23 protein-coding genes are annotated in these 19,240 nt (G+C 74.5%); 9 read left to right on the top strand and 14 right to left on the bottom strand.

What is annotated here, in order from left to right:
- Positions 1-1,240: AAA family ATPase (locus AKI01S_RS34380; RefSeq protein ID WP_157420360.1), on the bottom strand; the 1,240-nt coding region annotated here is incomplete at its 3' end.
- A 5-nt stretch (positions 1,241-1,245) separates the two neighbouring features.
- Positions 1,246-1,848, bottom strand: coding sequence for a DsbA family oxidoreductase (locus AKI01S_RS34375; protein WP_067827308.1), 603 nt, complete (start codon positions 1,846-1,848; stop codon positions 1,246-1,248).
- Positions 1,849-1,980: 132 nt separating this feature from the next.
- Here AKI01S_RS34375 and AKI01S_RS34370 point away from each other — a divergent pair, with 132 nt between their 5' ends.
- The 3 genes from AKI01S_RS34370 (at position 1,981) to AKI01S_RS34360 (ending at position 3,903) form a co-directional block, all read left to right on the top strand.
- Positions 1,981-2,757, top strand: a complete 777-nt coding sequence (locus tag AKI01S_RS34370; RefSeq protein ID WP_169814064.1) for a GAF and ANTAR domain-containing protein — start codon at positions 1,981-1,983, stop codon at positions 2,755-2,757.
- A gap of 394 nt (positions 2,758-3,151) precedes the next feature.
- On the top strand, positions 3,152-3,703 hold the full coding sequence (locus tag AKI01S_RS34365) for a hemerythrin domain-containing protein (RefSeq protein ID WP_067827303.1): 552 nt from the start codon (positions 3,152-3,154) through the stop codon (positions 3,701-3,703).
- A gap of 14 nt (positions 3,704-3,717) precedes the next feature.
- Complete coding sequence (locus AKI01S_RS34360) at positions 3,718-3,903, top strand: hypothetical protein (RefSeq protein WP_067827300.1); 186 nt, start codon at positions 3,718-3,720, stop codon at positions 3,901-3,903.
- A gap of 55 nt (positions 3,904-3,958) precedes the next feature.
- On the opposite strand, the gene AKI01S_RS34355 is transcribed toward AKI01S_RS34360, so the two are convergent.
- Both AKI01S_RS34355 and AKI01S_RS34350 read right to left on the bottom strand, forming a co-directional pair.
- Complete coding sequence (locus tag AKI01S_RS34355) at positions 3,959-4,150, bottom strand: hypothetical protein (RefSeq protein ID WP_067827297.1); 192 nt, start codon at positions 4,148-4,150, stop codon at positions 3,959-3,961.
- A 29-nt stretch (positions 4,151-4,179) separates the two neighbouring features.
- A complete protein-coding gene (locus tag AKI01S_RS34350) occupies positions 4,180-4,539 on the bottom strand; it encodes a DUF3140 domain-containing protein (protein ID WP_067827293.1) in 360 nt (119 codons plus the stop codon).
- Positions 4,540-4,649: 110 nt separating this feature from the next.
- Between AKI01S_RS34350 and AKI01S_RS54410 the strand changes: the two genes are divergently transcribed.
- Both AKI01S_RS54410 and AKI01S_RS34340 read left to right on the top strand, forming a co-directional pair.
- On the top strand, positions 4,650-6,092 hold the full coding sequence (locus tag AKI01S_RS54410) for an aminotransferase class I/II-fold pyridoxal phosphate-dependent enzyme (protein WP_281186170.1): 1,443 nt from the start codon (positions 4,650-4,652) through the stop codon (positions 6,090-6,092).
- 187 nt (positions 6,093-6,279) lie between these two features.
- Positions 6,280-7,281 (top strand): YihY/virulence factor BrkB family protein, encoded by a 1,002-nt coding sequence (locus tag AKI01S_RS34340; protein WP_067827287.1) that lies wholly within the window; start codon positions 6,280-6,282, stop codon positions 7,279-7,281.
- Here AKI01S_RS34340 and AKI01S_RS34335 read toward each other — a convergent pair.
- Positions 7,265-7,804 carry a hypothetical protein gene (locus AKI01S_RS34335; protein WP_067827282.1) on the bottom strand — a complete coding sequence of 180 codons (540 nt, stop codon included), beginning with the start codon at positions 7,802-7,804 and terminating at the stop codon, positions 7,265-7,267. The genes AKI01S_RS34340 and AKI01S_RS34335 overlap by 17 nt on opposite strands.
- 172 nt (positions 7,805-7,976) lie before the next feature.
- Between AKI01S_RS34335 and AKI01S_RS34330 the strand changes: the two genes are divergently transcribed.
- Positions 7,977-8,873, top strand: a complete 897-nt coding sequence (locus tag AKI01S_RS34330; RefSeq protein ID WP_218009926.1) for an alpha/beta fold hydrolase — start codon at positions 7,977-7,979, stop codon at positions 8,871-8,873.
- Here AKI01S_RS34330 and AKI01S_RS34325 read toward each other — a convergent pair.
- The 3 genes from AKI01S_RS34325 to AKI01S_RS34315 form a co-directional block, all read right to left on the bottom strand.
- The gene (locus AKI01S_RS34325) at positions 8,857-9,885 is read right to left on the bottom strand and encodes an LLM class flavin-dependent oxidoreductase (RefSeq protein ID WP_067827277.1); all 1,029 of its coding nucleotides are present in this window, start codon (positions 9,883-9,885) and stop codon (positions 8,857-8,859) included. The two genes, AKI01S_RS34330 and AKI01S_RS34325, sit on opposite strands and share 17 nt — an antisense overlap.
- A complete protein-coding gene (locus AKI01S_RS34320) occupies positions 9,885-10,409 on the bottom strand; it encodes an SRPBCC family protein (RefSeq protein WP_067827274.1) in 525 nt (174 codons plus the stop codon). The genes AKI01S_RS34325 and AKI01S_RS34320 overlap by 1 nt, the downstream gene beginning before the upstream one ends.
- A 91-nt stretch (positions 10,410-10,500) precedes the next feature.
- Positions 10,501-11,187: a hypothetical protein gene (locus tag AKI01S_RS34315; RefSeq protein WP_067827272.1), complete on the bottom strand. Its 687-nt coding sequence runs from the start codon at positions 11,185-11,187 to the stop codon at positions 10,501-10,503.
- A 164-nt stretch (positions 11,188-11,351) separates the two neighbouring features.
- Between AKI01S_RS34315 and AKI01S_RS34310 the strand changes: the two genes are divergently transcribed.
- The gene (locus tag AKI01S_RS34310) at positions 11,352-12,575 is read left to right on the top strand and encodes an exonuclease domain-containing protein (RefSeq protein WP_084000533.1); all 1,224 of its coding nucleotides are present in this window, start codon (positions 11,352-11,354) and stop codon (positions 12,573-12,575) included.
- A gap of 10 nt (positions 12,576-12,585) precedes the next feature.
- Here AKI01S_RS34310 and AKI01S_RS34305 read toward each other — a convergent pair whose 3' ends face one another.
- The 6 genes from AKI01S_RS34305 to AKI01S_RS34280 form a co-directional block, all read right to left on the bottom strand.
- Complete coding sequence (locus tag AKI01S_RS34305) at positions 12,586-14,274, bottom strand: ABC-three component system protein (RefSeq protein ID WP_157420359.1); 1,689 nt, start codon at positions 14,272-14,274, stop codon at positions 12,586-12,588.
- Entirely contained in the window at positions 14,252-14,527 is a 276-nt protein-coding gene (locus tag AKI01S_RS34300; protein WP_067827268.1) for an ABC-three component system middle component 6, read from the bottom strand. The genes AKI01S_RS34305 and AKI01S_RS34300 overlap by 23 nt, the downstream gene beginning before the upstream one ends.
- Positions 14,511-15,443, bottom strand: coding sequence for an ABC-three component system protein (locus AKI01S_RS34295; protein ID WP_067827265.1), 933 nt, complete (start codon positions 15,441-15,443; stop codon positions 14,511-14,513). Before AKI01S_RS34295 ends, AKI01S_RS34300 begins: the two co-directional genes overlap by 17 nt.
- A 106-nt stretch (positions 15,444-15,549) precedes the next feature.
- Positions 15,550-16,383: a polysaccharide deacetylase family protein gene (locus AKI01S_RS34290; RefSeq protein ID WP_067827263.1), complete on the bottom strand. Its 834-nt coding sequence runs from the start codon at positions 16,381-16,383 to the stop codon at positions 15,550-15,552.
- A gap of 55 nt (positions 16,384-16,438) precedes the next feature.
- Positions 16,439-17,455, bottom strand: coding sequence for a nitronate monooxygenase (locus tag AKI01S_RS34285; RefSeq protein WP_067827259.1), 1,017 nt, complete (start codon positions 17,453-17,455; stop codon positions 16,439-16,441).
- A complete protein-coding gene (locus AKI01S_RS34280; RefSeq protein WP_067827256.1) occupies positions 17,448-17,825 on the bottom strand; it encodes a hypothetical protein in 378 nt (125 codons plus the stop codon). The genes AKI01S_RS34285 and AKI01S_RS34280 overlap by 8 nt, the downstream gene beginning before the upstream one ends.
- Positions 17,826-17,893: 68 nt before the next feature.
- On the opposite strand from AKI01S_RS34280, the gene AKI01S_RS34275 reads away from it, so the two are divergent.
- Both AKI01S_RS34275 and AKI01S_RS34270 read left to right on the top strand, forming a co-directional pair.
- Entirely contained in the window at positions 17,894-18,817 is a 924-nt protein-coding gene (locus AKI01S_RS34275; RefSeq protein ID WP_067827252.1) for an NAD(P)-dependent oxidoreductase, read from the top strand.
- 130 nt (positions 18,818-18,947) lie between these two features.
- Complete coding sequence (locus AKI01S_RS34270; protein ID WP_157420358.1) at positions 18,948-19,238, top strand: hypothetical protein; 291 nt, start codon at positions 18,948-18,950, stop codon at positions 19,236-19,238.
- Positions 19,239-19,240 lie beyond the last annotated feature (2 nt).

Raw genomic sequence — 19,240 nt, 5'->3', positions numbered from 1 at the left:
CCCGGCCCGCGTCGGCGGCGGCGTGCGCGGCCAGCGCCAGCCGGCGGCCCCGGTCGCGGGGGTCGGGGCTGAGCGCGGCGGCGCGCTCGTAGACGACGGCGGTCGAGACGACGCCGCCGCCGGACCGCATCTCCTCGGCGGCCTCCTCCAGCTCCGCCGCGACGGGCTCCTCCGGACCGGTCGCGGCGGCGGCCAGGTGCCACACGTGGCAGCGGTCCCCGGCCGCCCGGTACGCCGCGGCGAGGGCCCGGTGCGCCTCCAGGCGCCGCCCGAACGTCGCGGCGTCGGCCGCCGCCGAGCGGATCAGGGGGTGCCGGAACTCCAGGCGCTCGTCGGCGACGGTGACCAGGCCGTCGCGTTCGGCGGGCTCCAGATCGGCGACGGACGCGCCGAGCCGTTCGGCGGCGGGCAGCAGGATCGCCAGGTCTCCCTGGTGGTTGACGGCCGCCAGCAGCAGCAGCGTGCGGGTGGCGTCCGGCAGCGCGGCGACCCGGTCGGCGAACGCGGACCGCAGCCGCGTGTAGGTGGAGGACGGCTCGCCGGGCGCGGCGCGGCGGGCGGCGGGCAGCTCCAGCAGGGCCAGCGGGTTGCCCTGGGCCTCGACGAGGATCTCCTGCCGGGTGGGGGCGGGCAGCGCGGCGGCGCGCTCGGTCAGCAGGCCGTCGGCGGCCCGGTCGTCGAGACCGGTGAGGCGCAGCTCCGGCAGGCCGGGCGCGGTGAACTCGGCGGCCCGCCCCGCCGGGTCGGCGTCCCGCGCCGCCAGCAGCATCACGATCGGCTCGGCCTCCAGCCGCCGCACCGCGAACAGCAGCGCCTCCACCGTCGGCTCGTCCAGCCACTGCGCGTCGTCGACCAGGCACAGCAGCGGGCGCTCCTCGGCCAGGTCCGACAGCAGCGTCAGCACCGCCAGCCCGACCAGGAACCGGTCGCCGCCGGCGCCGCCCTCCATCGCCAGCGCGCCGCGCAGCGCCCGCCCCTGCGGTCCGGGCAGCGCGTCCACCCGGTCCAGGTGGCGGCGCAGCATCAGGTGCAGGCCCGCGTACGGAAGGGACCGCTCGTACTCGGTCCCGGTGGCGCGCAGCACCCGCATGTCGGCGGCGGCGCACTCGGCGTGCTCCAACAGCGCCGACTTGCCGATCCCGGCCTCCCCGCGCAGCACCAGCGCCCCGCTGCGCCCGGCGCGCGCCTGCTGGAGCAACCGGTCGATCGTCGCGGTCTCCGCGTCCCGTCCGTACAGCATGACCGTCACCCTACGGTGGAGCGCGCCGCCTCGAACGCGGCGAGCAGGTCCTCCTCCGACTGCGCCCCGCCCAGCCGCCGGCCGTCGACATAGAAGACGGGGACGCCCCGGACGCCGGAGGCGCGGACCCGCTCCAGCGCGGCCCGGGTCTCCCCGGCCCTCGCGTCGCTCCACTCCACCCCGGTCTCGGCGGCGAGCCGCCGCAGCACCGCCGGGTCGGCGACGTTCAGCTCGTCGGTGTGGTGGGCGCGGAACAGGCGTTCCACCATCGCCTCGCCCCGGCCCTGCTCCGACGCGACCGCGATCAGCCGGTGCGCCTCGAACGTGTTGGACATGACCGCGCCCGCGTGCCGGAACGTCAGCCCCTCGTCGGCGGCCTTGGCGGTGATGCCCGCGATGGCGTCCTCGGTGGCGTCCCCGAACGCCCGCCGCAGCGCCGCGACCTTCGGCTCCCCCTCGGCGGTCGCGTCCGGCTGCAACTGGAACGGCAGGAACGCCGTCTCCAGCTCTCCCCCGCGTTCCCGGAACCGCGCTGCGGCCCGCTGGAGCCGCGCGAACGCGAAGTACGACCACACACAGGGCACGTCCAGAACCATCTCGATCCGCATCTCAGATCTCCCTTCCACCGGCGACGCTACGGACGCGGGCCGCCGCCCGGCATCCGTCAGGTGACCGGTCCGGCGGCGTGACGGGGCATGGCCCGTGCGTGACGGGGCATGGCCTTCCCCCAGGAGGCCGTCATGGGTGCCGGACGTTCCGGGAACGAAGAGATCCTCTCCAGCCTGCGGGAACTCACCGAGCTCCTGGTCTCCACCGAGGACGTGCGCCAGGCGCTCCAGCACATCGCCGACATCGCCGCCAAGACCGTCCCCGGCGGGCCCGCGGCCAGCGTCACCCTGCGGACCCGGCACGGCCCCTCCACCGTGGCGGCCTCCGGCCCGCTCGCGCGCACCGCCGACCTGCTCCAGTACGAGCTGGGGCACGGGTCGCGGAGGGAGGCGGAGGGCGGGCCGTGCCTGGCCAGCCTGCACGGCCAGCGGCGGACGGTGATCCAGGACATCGCCGCCGACGGGCGCTGGCGTTCCTTCGGCGAACGCGTGCTGGAGATGGGCGTGCGCAGCGTGGGCAGCTATCCGCTCGGCGTGCGGCGGGGCGTTCCCGGCGCGCTCAACCTGTACTTCCCCGATCCGGGTGGCGTGAACGAGGGCAACGAGCCGGTCGTCGAGGTGATCGCCGACCACGCGGCGCTGCTGCTGCGGGGCGTGCTGCGCCACGCCGACCGGGCGCGCACGACCGAGCAGCTGCGCGACGCGCTGGCCTCCCGCGCGGTCATCGACCAGGCACTGGGGATCATCATGGCGCAGCGCCGCATCCCCGCCGAGGAGGCGCTGGCCCTGCTGCGGCGGGCCTCCCAGCGGCGCAACCGCAAGCTCCGGGACATCGCCGCCGGGATCGTGGAGGGCGTCACCGGGCACCGCGCGCGGCCCGGTCCGTTCCAGGAGGGCGACCCGGGCTGACCTCCGGGCGACATCCGGCTGACTCCCTGTCGGGAAGCGGAGCGCCGGGATATGCTGCATCTCATACGGGTCCGGAGGCGCGGCCCGCTCCCCATCGGTGCAGGAGCACGCCGCGACGCCTGGTTTCCTCTCTCTTCCGGCGAACGGCGCCCCGCTCCGCACGATGAACCCGGACCGGGAGACGTCCTGCCCCTCTGTCATCCGGTCCGTGGAGCCCGACCCCCGGTCGTCTTTCCGGTGCCGCCGGGGCGGGTTCCGAACGGGACCCTTGTCGTTATCCCCCCCGACGACAGGGGTCCCGCCCTTTTGCGGGGCCTTTGCGGGGCGCGCGGTTGAAGCCCGCCCGCCGGGTAGGGACAGCCCCGCAACCGCCTTCGTCCGAAGGGAAGGGCCCATGGCCGGAACCACCGAGACCGTGGTCGACCTGCTGAAGAGGCAGCACGAGGAGATCCGTTCGCTGTTCGCCAAGGTGGAGGACAGCAGCGGGAAGACCCGCCGGGAGGCGTTCGACCGGCTGCGTCACCTGCTGGCCGTGCACGAGACGGCCGAGGAGGAGATCGTGCACCCGTTCGCCAAGCGTGAGATCGCGCGCGGGGACGCGGTCGTCGGAGCGCGGCTGAAGGAGGAGAACAAGGCCAAGGGGATGCTGGAGGAGCTGGAGCGGCTCGGCCCCGACGCGCCCGAGTTCGGCCCGCTGTTCTCCCGGTTCCACAAGGACGTGGAGGAGCACGCCCGGCACGAGGAGCACGAGGAGTTCCCGGAGATCGAGCGCAAGGGGACCGAGCAGCAGCTGCGCGGGATGCGCGCGGCGGTCGAGATGGCCGAGCGGCTCGCCCCGACCCATCCGCACCAGGGCGTCGAGACGCCGGTGAAGAACCTGATGGTGGGACCGTTCGCGGCGGTCATGGACCGCACCCGCGACGCCATCCGCAACGCGATGAAGTGACCCCGGGAGGGCGCATGCCGAACGACCGCAAGGACCCCGACGACCGGCCCCTCGCCGACCGGCGCGAGGACCCCGAGGCCGCCGCGGGCGACGATTTCGGGGACGAGCACACGCCCGGTCCGACCGACCCGCCCAACGCGCCCGACGACGCGCCCGGCGGGGAGGCCGAGGGCTACAGCCCGCAGACCGAGGTGCCGTGAGCGAACGGGAAAGGGCCGCCCCGCCGGGGCGGCCCTTTCTCCGTGCCCTCCCGGCTCAGGCCGGGTGCGGCGGCTGCTGGTCCGGCGGGACCCCGCCACCCTCGCCGCCGCCCTTGTCACCCTTGTCGGTGCCGTGGGCGTTACCCGGCGTGCCGGTCTTCTCCGGATCGGTGGCCTCGGGGGCCGGTTCGTCGGTCACGGCGGTGCGCTGGGAACGGCGCATCTCCGGCTGTTGCGGATTCGGCATCTCTCCCCCTCAATGCTGTTCTCGCGGACTCAGAGCATGCTGATGCTGTCGGGCCGCAACGGGTCGTGGCCGACCGTCATCAGGTCGCGCCGCCACCCGTCGTCGCTCGCGCCCTCCTCGGGCTGCTTCTCCAGGCGCTCCTGCACGTACTCGACGACCTGCCGCATCGTGGTCACGTCGTCGGAGGTCAGGTCCACCTTGCGCTTGCCCAGGATCCTCACCACGTGCTTGCCCAGCTCCGGCAGGTCCATGCCGGGGTCGGCGGGCATGGCCGTCTCGCCGGACGCCTCGGTCAGCAACCAGGTGCGCAGCTCCTCCGAGGTCATGTTGACGGTCTGGTGGAAGTCGTCCCAGAGCAGCTCGACCTCGGCGGCGAGTCGGTCGTTCACTTTCCACCTCCCAGTTGGCTGTGGGCGCGCCCCTACCCTGCGTAGGGCCAGGTATGCGTTATCGGCGTCAGACGGGGCATGCGAGACGCATGGACCATTCGGAGACTCCCGTGTTGGACGCGCTGGCGAACTACCACCGGCGCGGTTTCGTGCCGTTCACCCCGCCGGGCCACAAGCAGGGCCGGGGGGCCGATCCGCGGGCGCGTGAGGTGCTGGGGGACGCGGTGTTCTCCTCGGACGTGCTCGCCGTCTCCGGGCTGGACACGCGGACGTCCGACCACGAGGTGCTGGCGCGGGCCCAGGCGCTGATGGCCGACGCCGTCCACGCCGAGAACGCGTTCTTCTCCACCTGCGGCAGCTCGCTGTCGGTGAAGAGCGCGATGCTGTCGGTGGCCGGGCCCCACGAGAAGCTGCTGGTCGGGCGGGACGCCCACAAGTCGGTGGTGTCCGGCCTGATCCTCAGCGGGGTGCGGCCGGTGTGGGTGGAGCCCACCTGGGACGCCGGGCTGCACCTGGCGCACCCGCCGTCGGCGGAGGCGTTCGCGCGGGCGTGGGAGGAGCACCCCGACGCGCGCGGCGCGCTGGTGACCAGCCCGACCCCGTACGGAACGTGCGCGGACCTGGCGGCGATCGCGGAGATCTGCCACCGGCGCGGCAAGCCGCTGATCGTGGACGAGGCGTGGGGCGCGCACCTGCCGTTCCATCCGGACCTGCCGTCGTGGGCGATGGACGCGGGCGCGGACGTGTGCGTGACCAGCGTCCACAAGATGGGCGCGGGCCTGGAGCAGGGGTCGGTGTTCCACCAGCAGGGCGAGCTGGTCGATCCGGACGTGCTGAAGGCCCGCGAGGACCTGCTCGGCACCACCAGCCCGTCGGTGCTGATCTACGCGGGGCTGGACGCGTGGCGGCGGCAGATGGTCGAGCACGGCCGGGAGATGCTCCAGGAGGCGATCGAGCTGTCCCGGCGGGTCCGCGCGGAGATCGAGAAGATCGACGGGCTGCACGTGTGCGAGGACGAGTTCACCGCCCCCGGCATGGCCTACGACCTGGACCCGTTGCAGGTCGTCGTGGACCTGGAGGCGCTGGGGGTGCTCGGCTACCGGGCGGCCGACTGGCTGCGCGAGCACTGCGGCATCAACCTGCACCTGTCGGATCACCGCAGGATCAGCGCGCAGCTGACGTTCGCCGACAACGCGCAGACGACGGGCCTGCTGGTGGGGGCGCTGCGCGAGCTGGTCGACCACGCCGACGACCTGCGGGGCGGGCCGAGGGTCGCGGTGCCGGACCCCGGCGAGCTGCGGCTGGAGCTGGCGGACCTGCCGCGCGACGCGTTCTTCGGCCCGGCCGAGCAGGTGCCCGCCGACGCCGCGGTGGGGCGGATCTGCGCGGAGATGCTGACGCCGTACCCGCCGGGCATCCCGGCGGTCATGCCGGGCGAGCGGATCACCCGGCCGGTGCTGGACTACCTGCGGTCGGGGGTCGCGGCCGGGATGGTCGTGCCGGACGCCGCCGACGAGTCGCTGGACACCATCCGGGTGCTGGCGCGGAGCTGACCGCCCCGGCGCGGCGGAGGAACCCGTGCGGGGCGGGGTCAGCGCCGCGCCGCCCCGCACGGGCGTTTCTGGGGGTCGCCGCGTTCTCGCCCCGATACCCCGGTGATCCGCCCGCCATGCCGTCTTTCTTGGTGAATTGTGGACGGTTCCGGGGGTAGGGCTTTGCCACCGGGACGAGGAGGCGGCGGTGGCACTGCGCGGCGGGACGCGGGGGGAGAGGAAGCGGGGGAAGGTGCCGGAGCGGCCCACGCATCTCGGCCGGCGCGGCTGGTGGCAGGCGGGGCGGCGCACGTTCCGGGAGATCCGGGACGACCAGCTGCTGGACTGGGCGGCGGCGCTCACCTACTACGGGGTGCTCTCGCTGTTCCCCGGCATGATCGTGATGGTGTCGCTGGTCGGGCTGGTCGGCCAGGACGGGCGGCGCGCCCTCACCGACAACATCCGCCAGCTCGCCCCCGGCCAGGTCCGGGAGGTGCTGCTGCGGGCCGTGGAGGGGCTGGCGGCGTCCGCGCCGACGGCCGGGGTGCTGGCGACCGCCGGTCTGCTGGTGGCGCTGTGGTCGGCGTCGCGGTACGTCGCCGCGCTGATCCGCGCGCTGAACGCCGTCTACGACATGCCCGAGGGGCGTCCGCTGTGGAAGCTCGCGCCGCTGCGGGTCGCGCTGACACTGGCGATGGTGGTGGTGCTGGGGGCGAGCGCGCTGGCGGTCACCTTCACCGGGCGGCTGGCCGAGCAGGCCGGGCGGATCCTGGGGTTCGAGTCGGCGGGCGTGGCCGTGTGGTCGGTCGTGAAGTGGCCGGTGCTGCTGGTCGTCGTGATCGCCGCCATCGCCACGCTGTACTGGGCGGGCCCGAACGTGCGGCAGCCCGGCTGGCGGTGGATCACGCCGGGCTGCGTGCTGGCGGTGCTGGCGTGGATCGTGGCGTCGGCGGGGTTCGCGCTGTACGTGGCCAACTTCGGCTCCTACAACCAGACCTACGGGGCGCTCGCCGGGGTGGTGATCTTCCTGGTGTGGCTGTGGGTGTCGAACGTGGCGATCCTGCTGGGCGCGGAGTTCGACGCCGAGCTGGTGCGGGCGCGGCGGATGGCCGAGGGGGTCCCGGAGGACGCCGAGCCGTTCGCCGTCCCCCGCGACACCCGCGCCATGTCCGAGGAGGAGACGCCGCCGCGCCTCAGCGGAGGGCTGTGAGGGCCCGCCCGGCGCCGCGGGTGCGGCGCACGGCGTAGTGGACGGTGACGGCCACCAGCAGCGGTCCCCAGAGCAGGAACGGCGCGTAGCAGGCGAACATGACCACCCCGGCGAGGCCCTGCGGAGCCTCCGGGCTGGCCATGTTCCCCGTCCACTGCCCCATCATGCTCCACCCGATGAGGGTCACCGCGACCGCGCCCGTCGTCGCCAGCCCGACCGCGAGCCACACCGGGACGTTCCGCCCGCCGACCAGCGGCATCCAGCGCGGGAACACCTCGCCCCACGGCCGCACCAGCCCCAGCGTCAGCAGCGCGAAGAACTCCGAGACCAGGCTGAGGGCGAACACGTACGGCGTCAGGACCGGGTCGGGCGCGTGGTAGAGCTCCGCCATCGAGCCGCTGAACCCGACCGGCACGCCCAGCCCCAGCGCGATCCGCCACAGGCCGCTGGGCAGGACGGCGAGCGGGACGGCGTGCGCGGTCCATTCGGCCCACCGTGGAACGGGGCGGGTGGTGGTGGTCATGGCGTCCTCCTGGGCAGGGTCTCCCGAACGCCCTCATGCTCGTCCGCGGGCCCGCCCCGGGGCTTCCCGCGCGCGGGCCACCCCGCTCCCCCGCGCGGGGGAGATCATCGGAAGGCGCGGCCCGGCGGGATCACCGTTGGTACGTTCGCGTCAACGAGTGCGGGGAGGCGGCGTGACCAGGACCGGGGTCGGGCGGTTCAGCGGCGAGGGCGCGCGGGAGCGGTTCCTCGCCGCCTACGACGCGGCGATGGCGCTGTGGCCGGAGCCCCGGCGGGAGGTCGACGTGGAGACCTCGTTCGGGACCGTGCACGCGCACCGGTACGGGACCGGCGAGGGGATCCCGCTGGTGCTGCTGCACGGGCACGGCTCGAACGCCTCCGCCTGGCATCCGCAGGTCGCGGCGTTCGGCGCCCGGCATCCCGTGATCGCGATCGACACGCTCGACGATCCGGGGCGCAGCGTGCAGCGGGTCGTGGTGCGGGACTCGGCCGACAACGCGCGGTGGCTGGCGGAGGCGTTCGACGGGCTCGGGCTGGAGCGCGCGCACCTGGTCGGGCACTCCTACGGCGGCTGGCTGGCGCTCAACCAGGTCGTGCACGGCGGGGCCGGGCGGGTCGCGTCGGTCACGCTGCTCGATCCGGCGGGGCTGGCGAGGGTGCCCGCGCGGTTCGTCGCCACGCTGGCGCTGGCGGGCGCGGCGATGTTCGCGCCGTACCGGGTCCGGCCCGCGCTGGGCCGGGCGCTGGCCAACGCCGCGCTGACCCAGCCGCCGGTGCTGATGAGGCCGGTGATGCTGGCGGCGCGGACGTTCCGGCCGGCGGCGCGGCCCCTGGTGCGGCCGTTCACCGACGAGGAGCTGCGGGCGGTGGACGTCCCGGTGCTGGCGATGTTCGGGGCGCGCAGCACGCTGCTGCGGCCGCGGGAGGCGGCCGAGCGCGTGCGGGCGCTGATCCCGGACGTGCGGACCGAGACCGTCGCGGGGGCCGGGCACGGGCTGCCGATGGAGCGGCCCGACGTGGTCAACGCGCGGGTCCTGGAGTTCGTGGCGGGCGTCACGGCATCACGCTGAGGGCGCGGCCGAGGGTGGTCAGGCGCTCCGCCACGGTCCCGCCCGCCGGGTAGAGGCGGACGGTCGTCACGCCCGCGTCCCGCCAGACCCGCAGGCGGTCGCGGACCATCGGCTCGGTGCCGATCAGCGTGGTCGCCAGCACCATCTCGTCGGTGACCAGGGCGGTCGCGCCCACGCGGTCGCCGGACCGCCAGCGCCGCCAGATCTCGCCGGTGACGTCGGACCAGCCCTGGCGGGCGTAGGCGGCGTTGTAGAAGTTGGTGGTGGCGGTGCCCATGCCGCCGATGCTGAACGCCAGCTCCGCCCTGCGGCTCTGGAGGTGGGCGCGCATCGGCTCCTCGTCGTCGAAGATCGCGACCTCGGCTCCCTGGCAGACGTCCAGGTCGGCGCGGGTGCGCCCGGCGGCGGCCAGGCCCGCGTCCAGGTGCGTGAAATAGGCGCCGGCCCTCTCGGGGACGAAGCTGGTGCCGAGCCAGCCGTCGGCGACGCGGCCGGTGAGCTCCAGCATCCTCGGCGACAGCGCCGCCAGGTAGAGGGGGATGCCGGGGTTGGGCGCGGTGGACAGGCGCATCGGCCGGGCCTCGCCGGGCAGCGGGATGCGGAACGCCTCCCCGGAGTAGCTGATCCTCTCGCCCGCCCAGGCCCGCCGGATGATGTCGACCGTCTCGCGCATCCGGGTCAGCGGCCGGTCGAACGGGACGCCGTGCAGCCCCTCCATGACCTGCGGGCCCGACGCGCCCAGCCCGAGCAGGAACCGGCCCTGGGACAGCTCGGCGAGGGTGAGGGCGGTCTGCGCGATGGCGACGGGGGTGCGGGTGCCGAGCTGGATCACGGCCGAGCCGATCAGCATCCGCTCGGTGCGGGCGGCCAGGTAGCCGAGCGCGGAGGGGGCGTCGGAGCCCCACGCCTCGGCGACCCAGCACACGTCCAGGCCCAGCTTCTCCGCCTCCAGGGCGAAGTCGAGGGTGGCGCGGGCGTCGCGCGACGGCTCGACGGTGGTCGCGGTGCGCATCAGCCCGTCCCCTCGGCGCGGGCCTCGACGCGGGCCTTGATGCCGGCGACGGTGCGGGTCATGGCGTGCTCGTGCTCGCGCATCCGCACGAAGACGATCTTCTGTTCCCGGTCCGGCCGCGCGTCGATGACGAGGGTGAGCCCGGACGGTCCCGGTCCGATCCGCACCCACTGCCGCAGCAGCGTGCCGCCGTCCCGGGGTTCGAGGGTGAAGCGCCAGGTCGCGCTGGGGTTGTCGGGGTCCTCGACGGCCCAGGCGAACACGCGCGGCTCCTCGCACTCGACGACGTGGGAGGTGGTGGTCCACTCGCCGATGGCGGCGTGCCGGTTGCGGCCGGTGAAGCAGCGGCCGAGCGCGGGGCCGTCCCCCTCGTCGAGCCAGGCGACCTCCTGGACCTCCTCGCTCAGGTCGGCCATCGCCGCGACGTCGGTGACGACCGGCCAGACGCGTTCGGGTGGGGCGTCGATCCAGGTCTCGACCTCGGCGGTCGGTCCGTCGGCGTAGCGCGCGCCGGTCCACTCCATGGCGGCCACCTTCCGTGCGTGGGGGGGTGCCGGGATGGTTTCGTCAATGGACTCAGCATGTCAACGCCTTGGTTTTCGGTCGCGCATCCGATCAGTAACGGGCGCGCAGGACGCGGGCCCAGGGGTCGCGGGGCGCGTTGCGGGCGAACTCGGCGGCCCCGTCGGGGGACGTCCGCGCGGCGTCCACGGGCTGGAGCCAGGTCACGGTGACGTAGTGGCCGACGCCGGTGACGCGGGCGCGGTCCCACCGGACGGCGTGGTGGAAGCGGGTGCCGCGCGCCGGGGACAGGAATCCGGCCCGGCCGTCGAGGGCGGCGCGGAGGCGTTCGGCGGCGTTCCGGTCGCGGACGTCGATGAGGGCGACAAGCGCCTGGTAGCGCTGGTCGTCGCTGAGGTAGACGGCGCGGGCCACCTGCTCGCAGTCGGCGTCGAGCAGGGCGCGCTCCACGCCCCAGACCGCGTCCCGGCAGAACGAGGTGAGGTGCTGCTCGACCCGGCGGTAGGTGAGGGTCCCCGACAGGCTCTTGAGGCTCCCGCCGCCGAACAGCTCCTTCTCGGTGAGGCCCCGGGACCTCGCGGGGCGGGTGTCCAGCTTCCGGTCCCCGGCGACGGGCCGTCCCTCCAGCTCGACGGGCCGCACCTTGCTGGTCCAGGTGACGTGCGGGGACGGGGTGATGCGCGACTTGCGGTGGTTGGTGTAACGGACCTCGGCGCGGCAGGCCGTCACGGCCAGCGCGAGGACGACGACGAGTGCGGCGATGCGACCGGAGGGGCTCATGCCGCGCCACGCTAGGCGTCCCCCGCGCCCGCCCGTCAGGGGACGGAGTCCCGCCGCCTCCGGGACAGCCCCCGGGTCAGATATATAACGCAAACCCCTATTTGTGGGGGTCGGTGCTGGTCAGAGCGGGAATGTTCTGATCAGCACTTCGAGAAGACTGGGCGGTGCCGGTGGGCGCGTACGGGTATGCGGTGGTCGATGTCGAGACGACGGGGCTGCGGCCCGGACGGCACGACCGGATCATCGAGGTGGGCATCGTCCAGGTCGACCCCTCCGGCCGGATCACCCGGGAGTGGGGCACGCTCGTCAACCCGGGCCGCGATCTCGGGCCGCAGCGCATCCACCGGATCAGCGCGCGGGACGTGCGGCACGCGCCGTCGTTCCCCGACATCGCCGGAACGGTCGCCGGGCTGCTGCGCGGCCGGGTCCTCACCGCCCACAACCTGCGCTTCGACCAGTCGTTCCTGTACACCGAGTTCCGGCGGGCGGGCGTCGCCGCGCCGCTGCGCGACCCGGAGAACGGCGTGTGCACGATGCGCTGGGCGCCCCGCTTCCTGCCGGGCGCGCCCCGCAACCTGGCCGGGTGCTGCGCGCTGGCGGAGGTGCCGCTCAGCGGGCACCACGACGCACTGGTGGACGCGCGGGCGGCGGCGCGGCTGCTGGGCTGCTACATCCAGCGCGCGCGAGGGGACGTCCCGTGGGTCGGGCTGCTGGCGACGGCGGAGCGGACCCTCTGGCCGGACCTGCCGGTCAGCGAGGCCCCGCCGGTGCGGCGCGGCGTGGCGACGCAGCGGGACACGCACTTCCTGGCGCGGGTGCTGGACACGCTGCCGCGCGTGCCCGAGCCGTGCGGGGCCGACGCCTACCTGGGGCTGCTGGACCGGGTGCTGCTCGACCACGACATCTCGCCGACGGCGGCGGACGCGCTGGTGGCGTTCGCGGCGGGCGTGGGGCTGAGCTGGAGCGACCTGCACCGGCTGCACCAGGACTACCTGGCGGCGCTGGCCCGCGCGGCGCTGGCCGACGGCGAGCCGACCGAGGCGCGCCGCACCGAGCTGGTGCACGTCACGCGCCTGCTGGACCTGCCGCTGGACGCGGCGGACCGGGCGCTGCGGCGGGCGCGGGACACGGCCGTGCCGCCGCTGGCGCAGTTCCGGCTGGAGCCGGGCGACCTGGTGGCGTTCACCGGCGAGGCCGACGAGCAGCGCCACGTGTGGGAGGGCCGCGTGCGCGCCATGGGCTACGTGCCGTACCCGCGCGTGACGCGCCGGGTGAAGCTGCTGGTCGCGGCCGACCCGGACACGATGTCGCAGAAGGCGCGGCGCGCCCGCATCTACGGCGTCCCGATCGTGACGCCGGGAACGTTCCTGCGGCTCGCGGGTCGGTAGCGGGCGCGGGTCAGGAGCGGATCCCGAACAGGCCGCCCTCCCGCCCGGCCATCTCCGCGCACACGTGGTGGCGCAGGCCAGGGCTGTGGGCGAGGGCCTCGTCGAGGCGGTCGGAGTCCAGCGTCACGACGTACTGGAGGCCCTCGCGGTCGCCCACGTCGGCGGCCAGCTCCAGCGCCAGGGCCGTGCGGCGGGCGTCCACGTGGTCGAACAGGTGGCCGTCGTGGACCAGGAAGTCGGGGCCGTGACCGGAGCGGCGGGCCGTCACCGCCAGGCACAGGTCGAAGCAGAACAGCGCCATCGCGCGCCCGTCGGGCGTCGCGTTCCCGCCGATGGACGGCAGGAACCGGTAGCCGGAGCGGCCCGCCTCGATCGTCAGGTCGACGGTGCGGCGGGCGCCGTAGAGGCGCCGCGCGTAGGAGGCGTAGCGGCGGGAGACGGCGGCGACGCGGTCGCGGCGGTCGTGCAGGTCGTCGCTGATCTGCCGTTCGATCTCGCCGGACCGGTGGCGGACGTGGCGGCCCGCCTCGCTCCAGCGGGCGACGACGGCGCGGCGTTCGGCCAGCTCGGCCAGGCGGCCGTCGAGGTGGGCCAGGCGGCGGTGCAGCTCGGTGTAGGCGGCGAGGGCCCCGTCGGCGTCGAGCAGGCGCATCACCTCGGCGCGTTCGCGGTCCAGACGGTCCAGCTCGGCGTGCTCGCGTTCGCGCTCGCGGCGGAGCCGGTCGTGCTGGGACTCCAGGTAGCGGCGGCGGTTGGCGACGACCGACCGGTGGAACGCGCGGACCTCCTCGAACCGGCGCGTCACCAGGTCCGGCAGCACCGCCCCGGCCTGCTCGTACACCTGGCGCAGGTAGGCGTGGTCGGGCAGGTCGCCGGCGTCGTCGGCGATGGCCGTCTCGATGTCGCGGATGCGGCGCTCGGTGACGGCGAGATGGTCGTTGATCTCGCGGATGCGGCGGCTGAGCGCGTCGGCCCGGTCGCGGTGGCGGTCGTAGCGGCCGGCGAGGCGGAACGCGGCGAGGTCGGCGGCCAGCTCGGCGCGCTGCGCCCGCAGCGCGCGGATCCGGGCGTCCAGGTCGCCGAGGCGGCCCAGCGTCATCCCCATGATCGACTCTTTGGCGGCGCGGCGCAGGGCGCGTAGCTGCCGGTCGGTCTCCCCGACCTCCCGCACCTTCGCCACCAGGTCCACGTCCAGGGCGAACAGGTGGGCCAGCGCGGGCTGCGCGTCGGTGGCGCGCTGCCCGCGATGGGTCTCCACCGGCGACGCGTAGCCCCCCGCCGCCACGTCGCGCAGGTAGTACGGGACCACCGAGCGGAACGACGGCTCGTTGCCCTCGCCGGTCAGCCCGAACAGCGCGCGGCCCAGGTGGGCGCGGAGGCGTTGCAGGCGCATCGTCTCGTCGTCGATCCGGACCGTGGCGGGGTCGGCCGCGCCGCGCGTGATCGTGGCCGGGTGGCCGGACAGGTCGAGGGTGAGGGCGAAGCGGGCCCCGGCCAGCTCGGCGCGGCGCAGCGGGTGGCCGACGCGGACGTCGCCGCCGAGCAGGAAGTCCAGCAGGCGCACCAGGCCGGTCGTGCCGGCCGGGTCGCGGTCGCCCCCCTCGTGGTCGCGGGGGCGGTGTGCGACGGCGACGTTCAGTCCCGCGCCGAACCGCACGGGCCGGAAGGTGGGCAGGTCACTGGTCAGGTCGTGCAGCACGGCGCGTCCCCTCCGGTAGCCGGGTCAGTTCCCCGTCGCGGTGCTCGACGGCGCCGATCGCGTAGAGGAGGTCCAGGGCCAGGGAGAACCACCAGAACGGCGGTGTGGGGTCCATCCCGCGCGCCGACCGCCACTCCAGCAGCCGGTCCCAGGTCGCTGAGACGCTGCGGGGGCGGTCCAGTTGCAGCAGGATCTGCGCGGCGACGGCCACCAGCGCCTGGTCGGCGGGCAGGGTCTTAGAAGGAAGCAGCACGGCGGCCCTCCACCGGGGACTCGAAGATCTCGCAGCGTTCGAAGAAGTGGGTGACGACCATGAGCGCGGCGCTGCGGCGCTGCGCCGGGTCGGGGCAGCCGCCCCCGGCGAACGCCTCGGCCACCAGGTCGTCGCACAGCGCGTGGAACACCGCGTCGGAGGTGGGCAGGACCGCCCGCAGCCCGGCGAAGCGGGTCAGCAGGTTCTCCGAGACCTGGGCCTGCTCGCCGGGCGAGGCGAAGGCGAAGTAGTAGCGGACGTGTCCGGTGTGGGTCTGGTGGTGCTTGATGAGGTCGGCGACCTCGGGACCGAACCCGTTGTGCTCGATCTTCCCGAACGCGACCTCGCGGACGGGGTCGAGGCCGGGTTGCAGCCGGGTGCGGGCCAGGGACTCGACGCAGCGGGCGATGTAGGTCATCCCGGCGGGGTGGTCGGACGGCGGCGAGCCGACGATCTCGGCGAGGCGGTCGCGGGCCAGGAACGCGCAGTGGTTCCACAGCACCTGCGGGGGCCACACCTCGATCCGGATCGACCCCTGGTGGCGGCGGCGCAGGTCCAGCACGGCGCGGGCGGCCATCTCCGGCAGCCCGCCCGCGTTGTTGTGGACGAACGCCCAGCGTTCCATGTGGTCGCCCCAGTAGCGCAGGGCGGTGTGGAAGTCGTCGTTCACCTTCCTGGCGACGCGGCCCTGGTTGGGGGAGGTGGCGCCGTAGCAGGCGAGCATCAGCCCGCCCACCCAGCCGTCGCAGCCCTTGTCGCCGCGCCCGGTGGGGTCCACGGCCATGAACTCGCCGGGGTGGACGGCGTGCATCAGATCGTTGACGAAGGCCTGCCATTCCATGCCGGTCTTACGCACCGACAGCGACATGAACTGGCTGTGGAACCAGGCCCGGTCCCGGCCGTCGTACGGCCCCATCCGCCCTCACACACGAAATCGCGGCGACACGCCGTCGTCCCCAATTTCACGGTAACCCCGCGCCGTGCGGTGACGGTGCGTGAGGGAGGGGTGGGGAGGAACGCGGTCAGGGGGTCTGCACGTAGTCCTCAAGGCGGGCGACGCTGAACCCCTGGCGGCGGATGCGCATGAGCATCCTGCCGAACATGTGGGTCATCGTGCGGCCCTTGAGCTCCTTCGGGCCCCGGAAGTGCGCCAGCAGGACGTCGCCGGGGTGCAGCTTCCTGGCGGGGTCGTCGTACTGCATGTCGTTGATCTGCATGGAGGCGCGCCACAGCACGATGCCGTGCACGCCGCAGGACGCCGCCGCCTGTTTGGTGAGGGAGTTCCACAGGCCGAACGGCGGGCGGAACAGCGTGGGGCTCACGCCGTAGCGCTGCTTCAGGATCCTCTGGGCGCCGCAGATCTGGCGCTTCTGCCCGTCGAGGCCGAGGCCGGTCATGACCGGGTGATTGAGGGTGTGGTTCTGGACGGCGTTGCCGAGCTTCTGGATCGGCTGGAAGTACGCGTAGTGCGGCCGGATCGCGTCGTCGGTGAGGAAGATCGAGACGGGGACCCGCAGGTCCTCCAGCATCCGGACGAACTTCGGGTCCTTCTCCGCGCCGTCGTCGATCGTGATGAACACGACGCGGTCACCGGTGGGGACGTGGTTGAAGACCTTGACGTCCCTGCGGGTGAGCCTGAGGGGCTTGACGGCGGGCGGGGCCGGGGCGGGCCGCAGCGGTTTCAGGCCCCACCGGGCCCAGAGCGCGCGGGCGTCACCCCGCTCGCCCGCGATGGCGTCGACCGCGCGTTCCCGCTTCGGCGGGTCGGCCGCCTTCGGGCCGTCGCACGCGCTCACCAGGAGTCCGAACGCGACGGCCCCCGCCGCCGCGCGAACCCCGCGTCCCCCGGGCAGCATGCGCCGCCTCCCCCGTACCGGTTTCTCAGTGGTTCGGTCTGAACCTACCGGTTGATCACGAATTTGCGATCTTTCCGGCGAGGGCGGCGACGATCCGGTGCGCGGGCTCGGCCGTGGCGAGCCGCCAGGACTCCCCCGCCCACAGGTTCACTCCCTCCGGGTCGCGCCGCGCGGCGGAGGCGCGGCGCAGCGGCGCGGTCAGGTGGTGGACGTCCGGGTACGCGGCCGGGGCGTGCGGGGAGTGCTCGGTGAGGAAGCGGTTGACCAGCCCGCGCGCCGGACGCCCGGAGAACGCGCGGGTCATCGCGGTGCGGGTGTAGCGGGGGTCGGCCAGGGCGTTCTTGTGGACCTCGCTCGCGCCGCTCTCGGGGGAGCGCAGGAACGCCGTCCCCGCCTGGACCGCGACCGCGCCGAGCAGCAGCATCTCCCTGACGTGGTCGGCGGTGGCGATGCCCCCGGCGGCGATCAGCGGCGTGGCGGTGACCTCCCTGACCCGGGGGACGAGCTCGCGGATCGGGAGGTGCTCCTCGTCGCCGTTGGTGAACGAGCCGCGGTGCGCGCCCGCCTCCCTGCCCTGGACGCAGAGGGCGTCGGCGGCGCCCGCCCGGCGGGCCTCGTCCGGGGTGGTGACGGTGACGACGACGGCCGTGCCGCGCCGCTGGAACGCCCGGACGACCGCGGCGTCCGGGCAGCCGAAGGTGAAGCCGACGACGGCGGGCGGGTCGGCCAGCAGGTCCGTGACCTTGGCGTCCCAGTCGTCGTCGCGGGGGCCGGGCGCGCCGGGCTCGACGCCGAGGCGTTCGGCCTCGGGGCGGAGGCGCTCCCGGTAGGCGGCGACCGCGGCGTCGTCGACGGGGTCGGCGGCGGGCAGGAAGACGTTCACGCCGAACGGGCGGCGGGTCAGCTCCCGCGTGCGCGTGATCTCGGCGCGCACCTGGGCGGCGGTCCTGTACCCGGCGGCGAGGAAGCCCAGGCCCCCGGCCTCGCACACGGCCGCGACCAGCTCGGGGGTGCTCGCCCCGCCCGCCATCGGCGCCTGCACGACCGGGACCTCCGGCAGCCAGTCAGACACGGGCGTTCCTCCTCTCGGTCAGCAGCCACCGCCAGCGCGGAACCTCGAACACCACCACCGCGGCGCACAGCGCGGTCACCGCCACGGCGACCGGCGGCGGCCAGGCCGCCCACGACGCCGCGACGGCGGCGGCGAGCTGGAGCAGCACCAGCGCGACCGTGACATACCCGGGCACGGCGACGATCACGCTGGCCTTGTCGCCGGGCGTCGCGAACACCGTCGGCAGCCCGACCAGCACGACCACCGCCAGCACCGCCAGCGGCACCGAGTGCGGGGCCAGCGCCCACGGCGCCGCCACCCAGGCGGCCAGCTCGGCCAGGAACCGCGGCACCGCCATGACCCCGTGACCGGGAGCGTCGACCCCATTCATGATCGGCAAGATAGTCGGAGCACACTGGGTGCGGAAAGCGCAGTCCACGAATCACGAGGGGCCATCACATGCGGGTGCTGCTGCACTACGACGCCGACCACGGCGCCATCACCGAGCGCGAACCCGGACTGGACATCGTGGGCTGCCCGGAGGAGGACGACGACCGCTTCCACGCGCTGCTGCCGGAGACCGAGGTGCTGTGGCACGTGCTGCGCCCGATCACCGCCGAGGACATGGACCGCGCGCCGCGGCTGCGGCTGATCCAGAAGCTGGGCACGGGCGTCAACACGATCGACCTGGACGCCGCCGCCGCGCGCGGGATCGCGGTGGCGAACATGCCGGGGACGAACGCGCAGGCGGTGGCGGAGACGTCGCTGCTGCTGACGCTGGCGACGCTGCGGCGGGTGGTGGCGTTCGACGCGCGGACGCGGGCCGGGGAGGGCTGGCCCGCGCCGCGGTCCCTGACCGGCGGGGAGGTCGCGGGCCGGACGGTGGGGCTGCTGGGCGGCGGTCAGATCGCGATGCTGCTGAAGGGGATGCTGGAGGCGGTCGGGGCGACGGTGTACTACACCTCCCGCACGCCGCGCTCCGGCGACCCGGCGTGGCGACCGTTGGAGGAGCTGCTCCGCTCCAGCGACATCCTGTCGGTGCACATCCCGCTGACGGACGAGACGCACCACCTGCTGGACCGCGAGCGCCTGGCGCTGCTGCCGGAGGGCGCGGTGGTGGTGAACACGGCGCGGGGCGCGGTGATCGACGAGTCGGCGCTGGTGGAGGCGCTGCGTTCGGGACACCTGGCGGGCGCGGGCCTGGACGTCTTCGAGAAGGAGCCGGTGGGGGCCGGGAGCCCGCTGTTCGGCATGGAGAACGTGGTGGTGATGCCGCACGTGGCGTGGCTGACGCACGAGACGTGGGCGCGCTACTTCGAGGTGGCGGCGGAGAACTGCCGCCGCCTGGCCGCCGGGGAGGAGCTGCTGCACCGCGTCCGCTGAGAAGGCGTGGGACAGGGCGCGTACGGGGCGTTCCCCGTCGGGCCGGTCGCGTTGCCCGCGGTTCCCGGCCGCTCTGGAACGAAGCGGACAGAGCGTGATTTCCTGGACGCTGAGCGGGTAACGCGGAGACATGGGTGATGTGTGGGTCCGCAGTGTTGACGGTCATCTGATCCGGGAGTCGTCGATCTTCCGCATCAGCGCCACCAAGCTGGAGGCGCGGGTCTGGCCGCTGGACAACCCCGAGGCGTCGTTGCAGGTCGCGCTCGACCCGGGCGGGACTCCGCTGCCCGAGGGGTTCGACGTGCAACTGGCCGGGGAGTTCGCCCGGTGGCGGGCCGACCACGGCGCGCCGCTGGTGGTGCTGGAGGCGACGCGCGACGGCGACGCCTGGCGCTGGCAGCCCGTCCAGCCGTCCGGGTGACG

Source organism: Actinomadura kijaniata NBRC 14229 (assembly GCF_001552175.1).
GTDB lineage: Bacteria > Actinomycetota > Actinomycetes > Streptosporangiales > Streptosporangiaceae > Spirillospora > Spirillospora kijaniata.
Note: the sequence above shows the minus strand (reverse complement) of the source record. Positions and strands in the feature narration are given on the sequence as shown.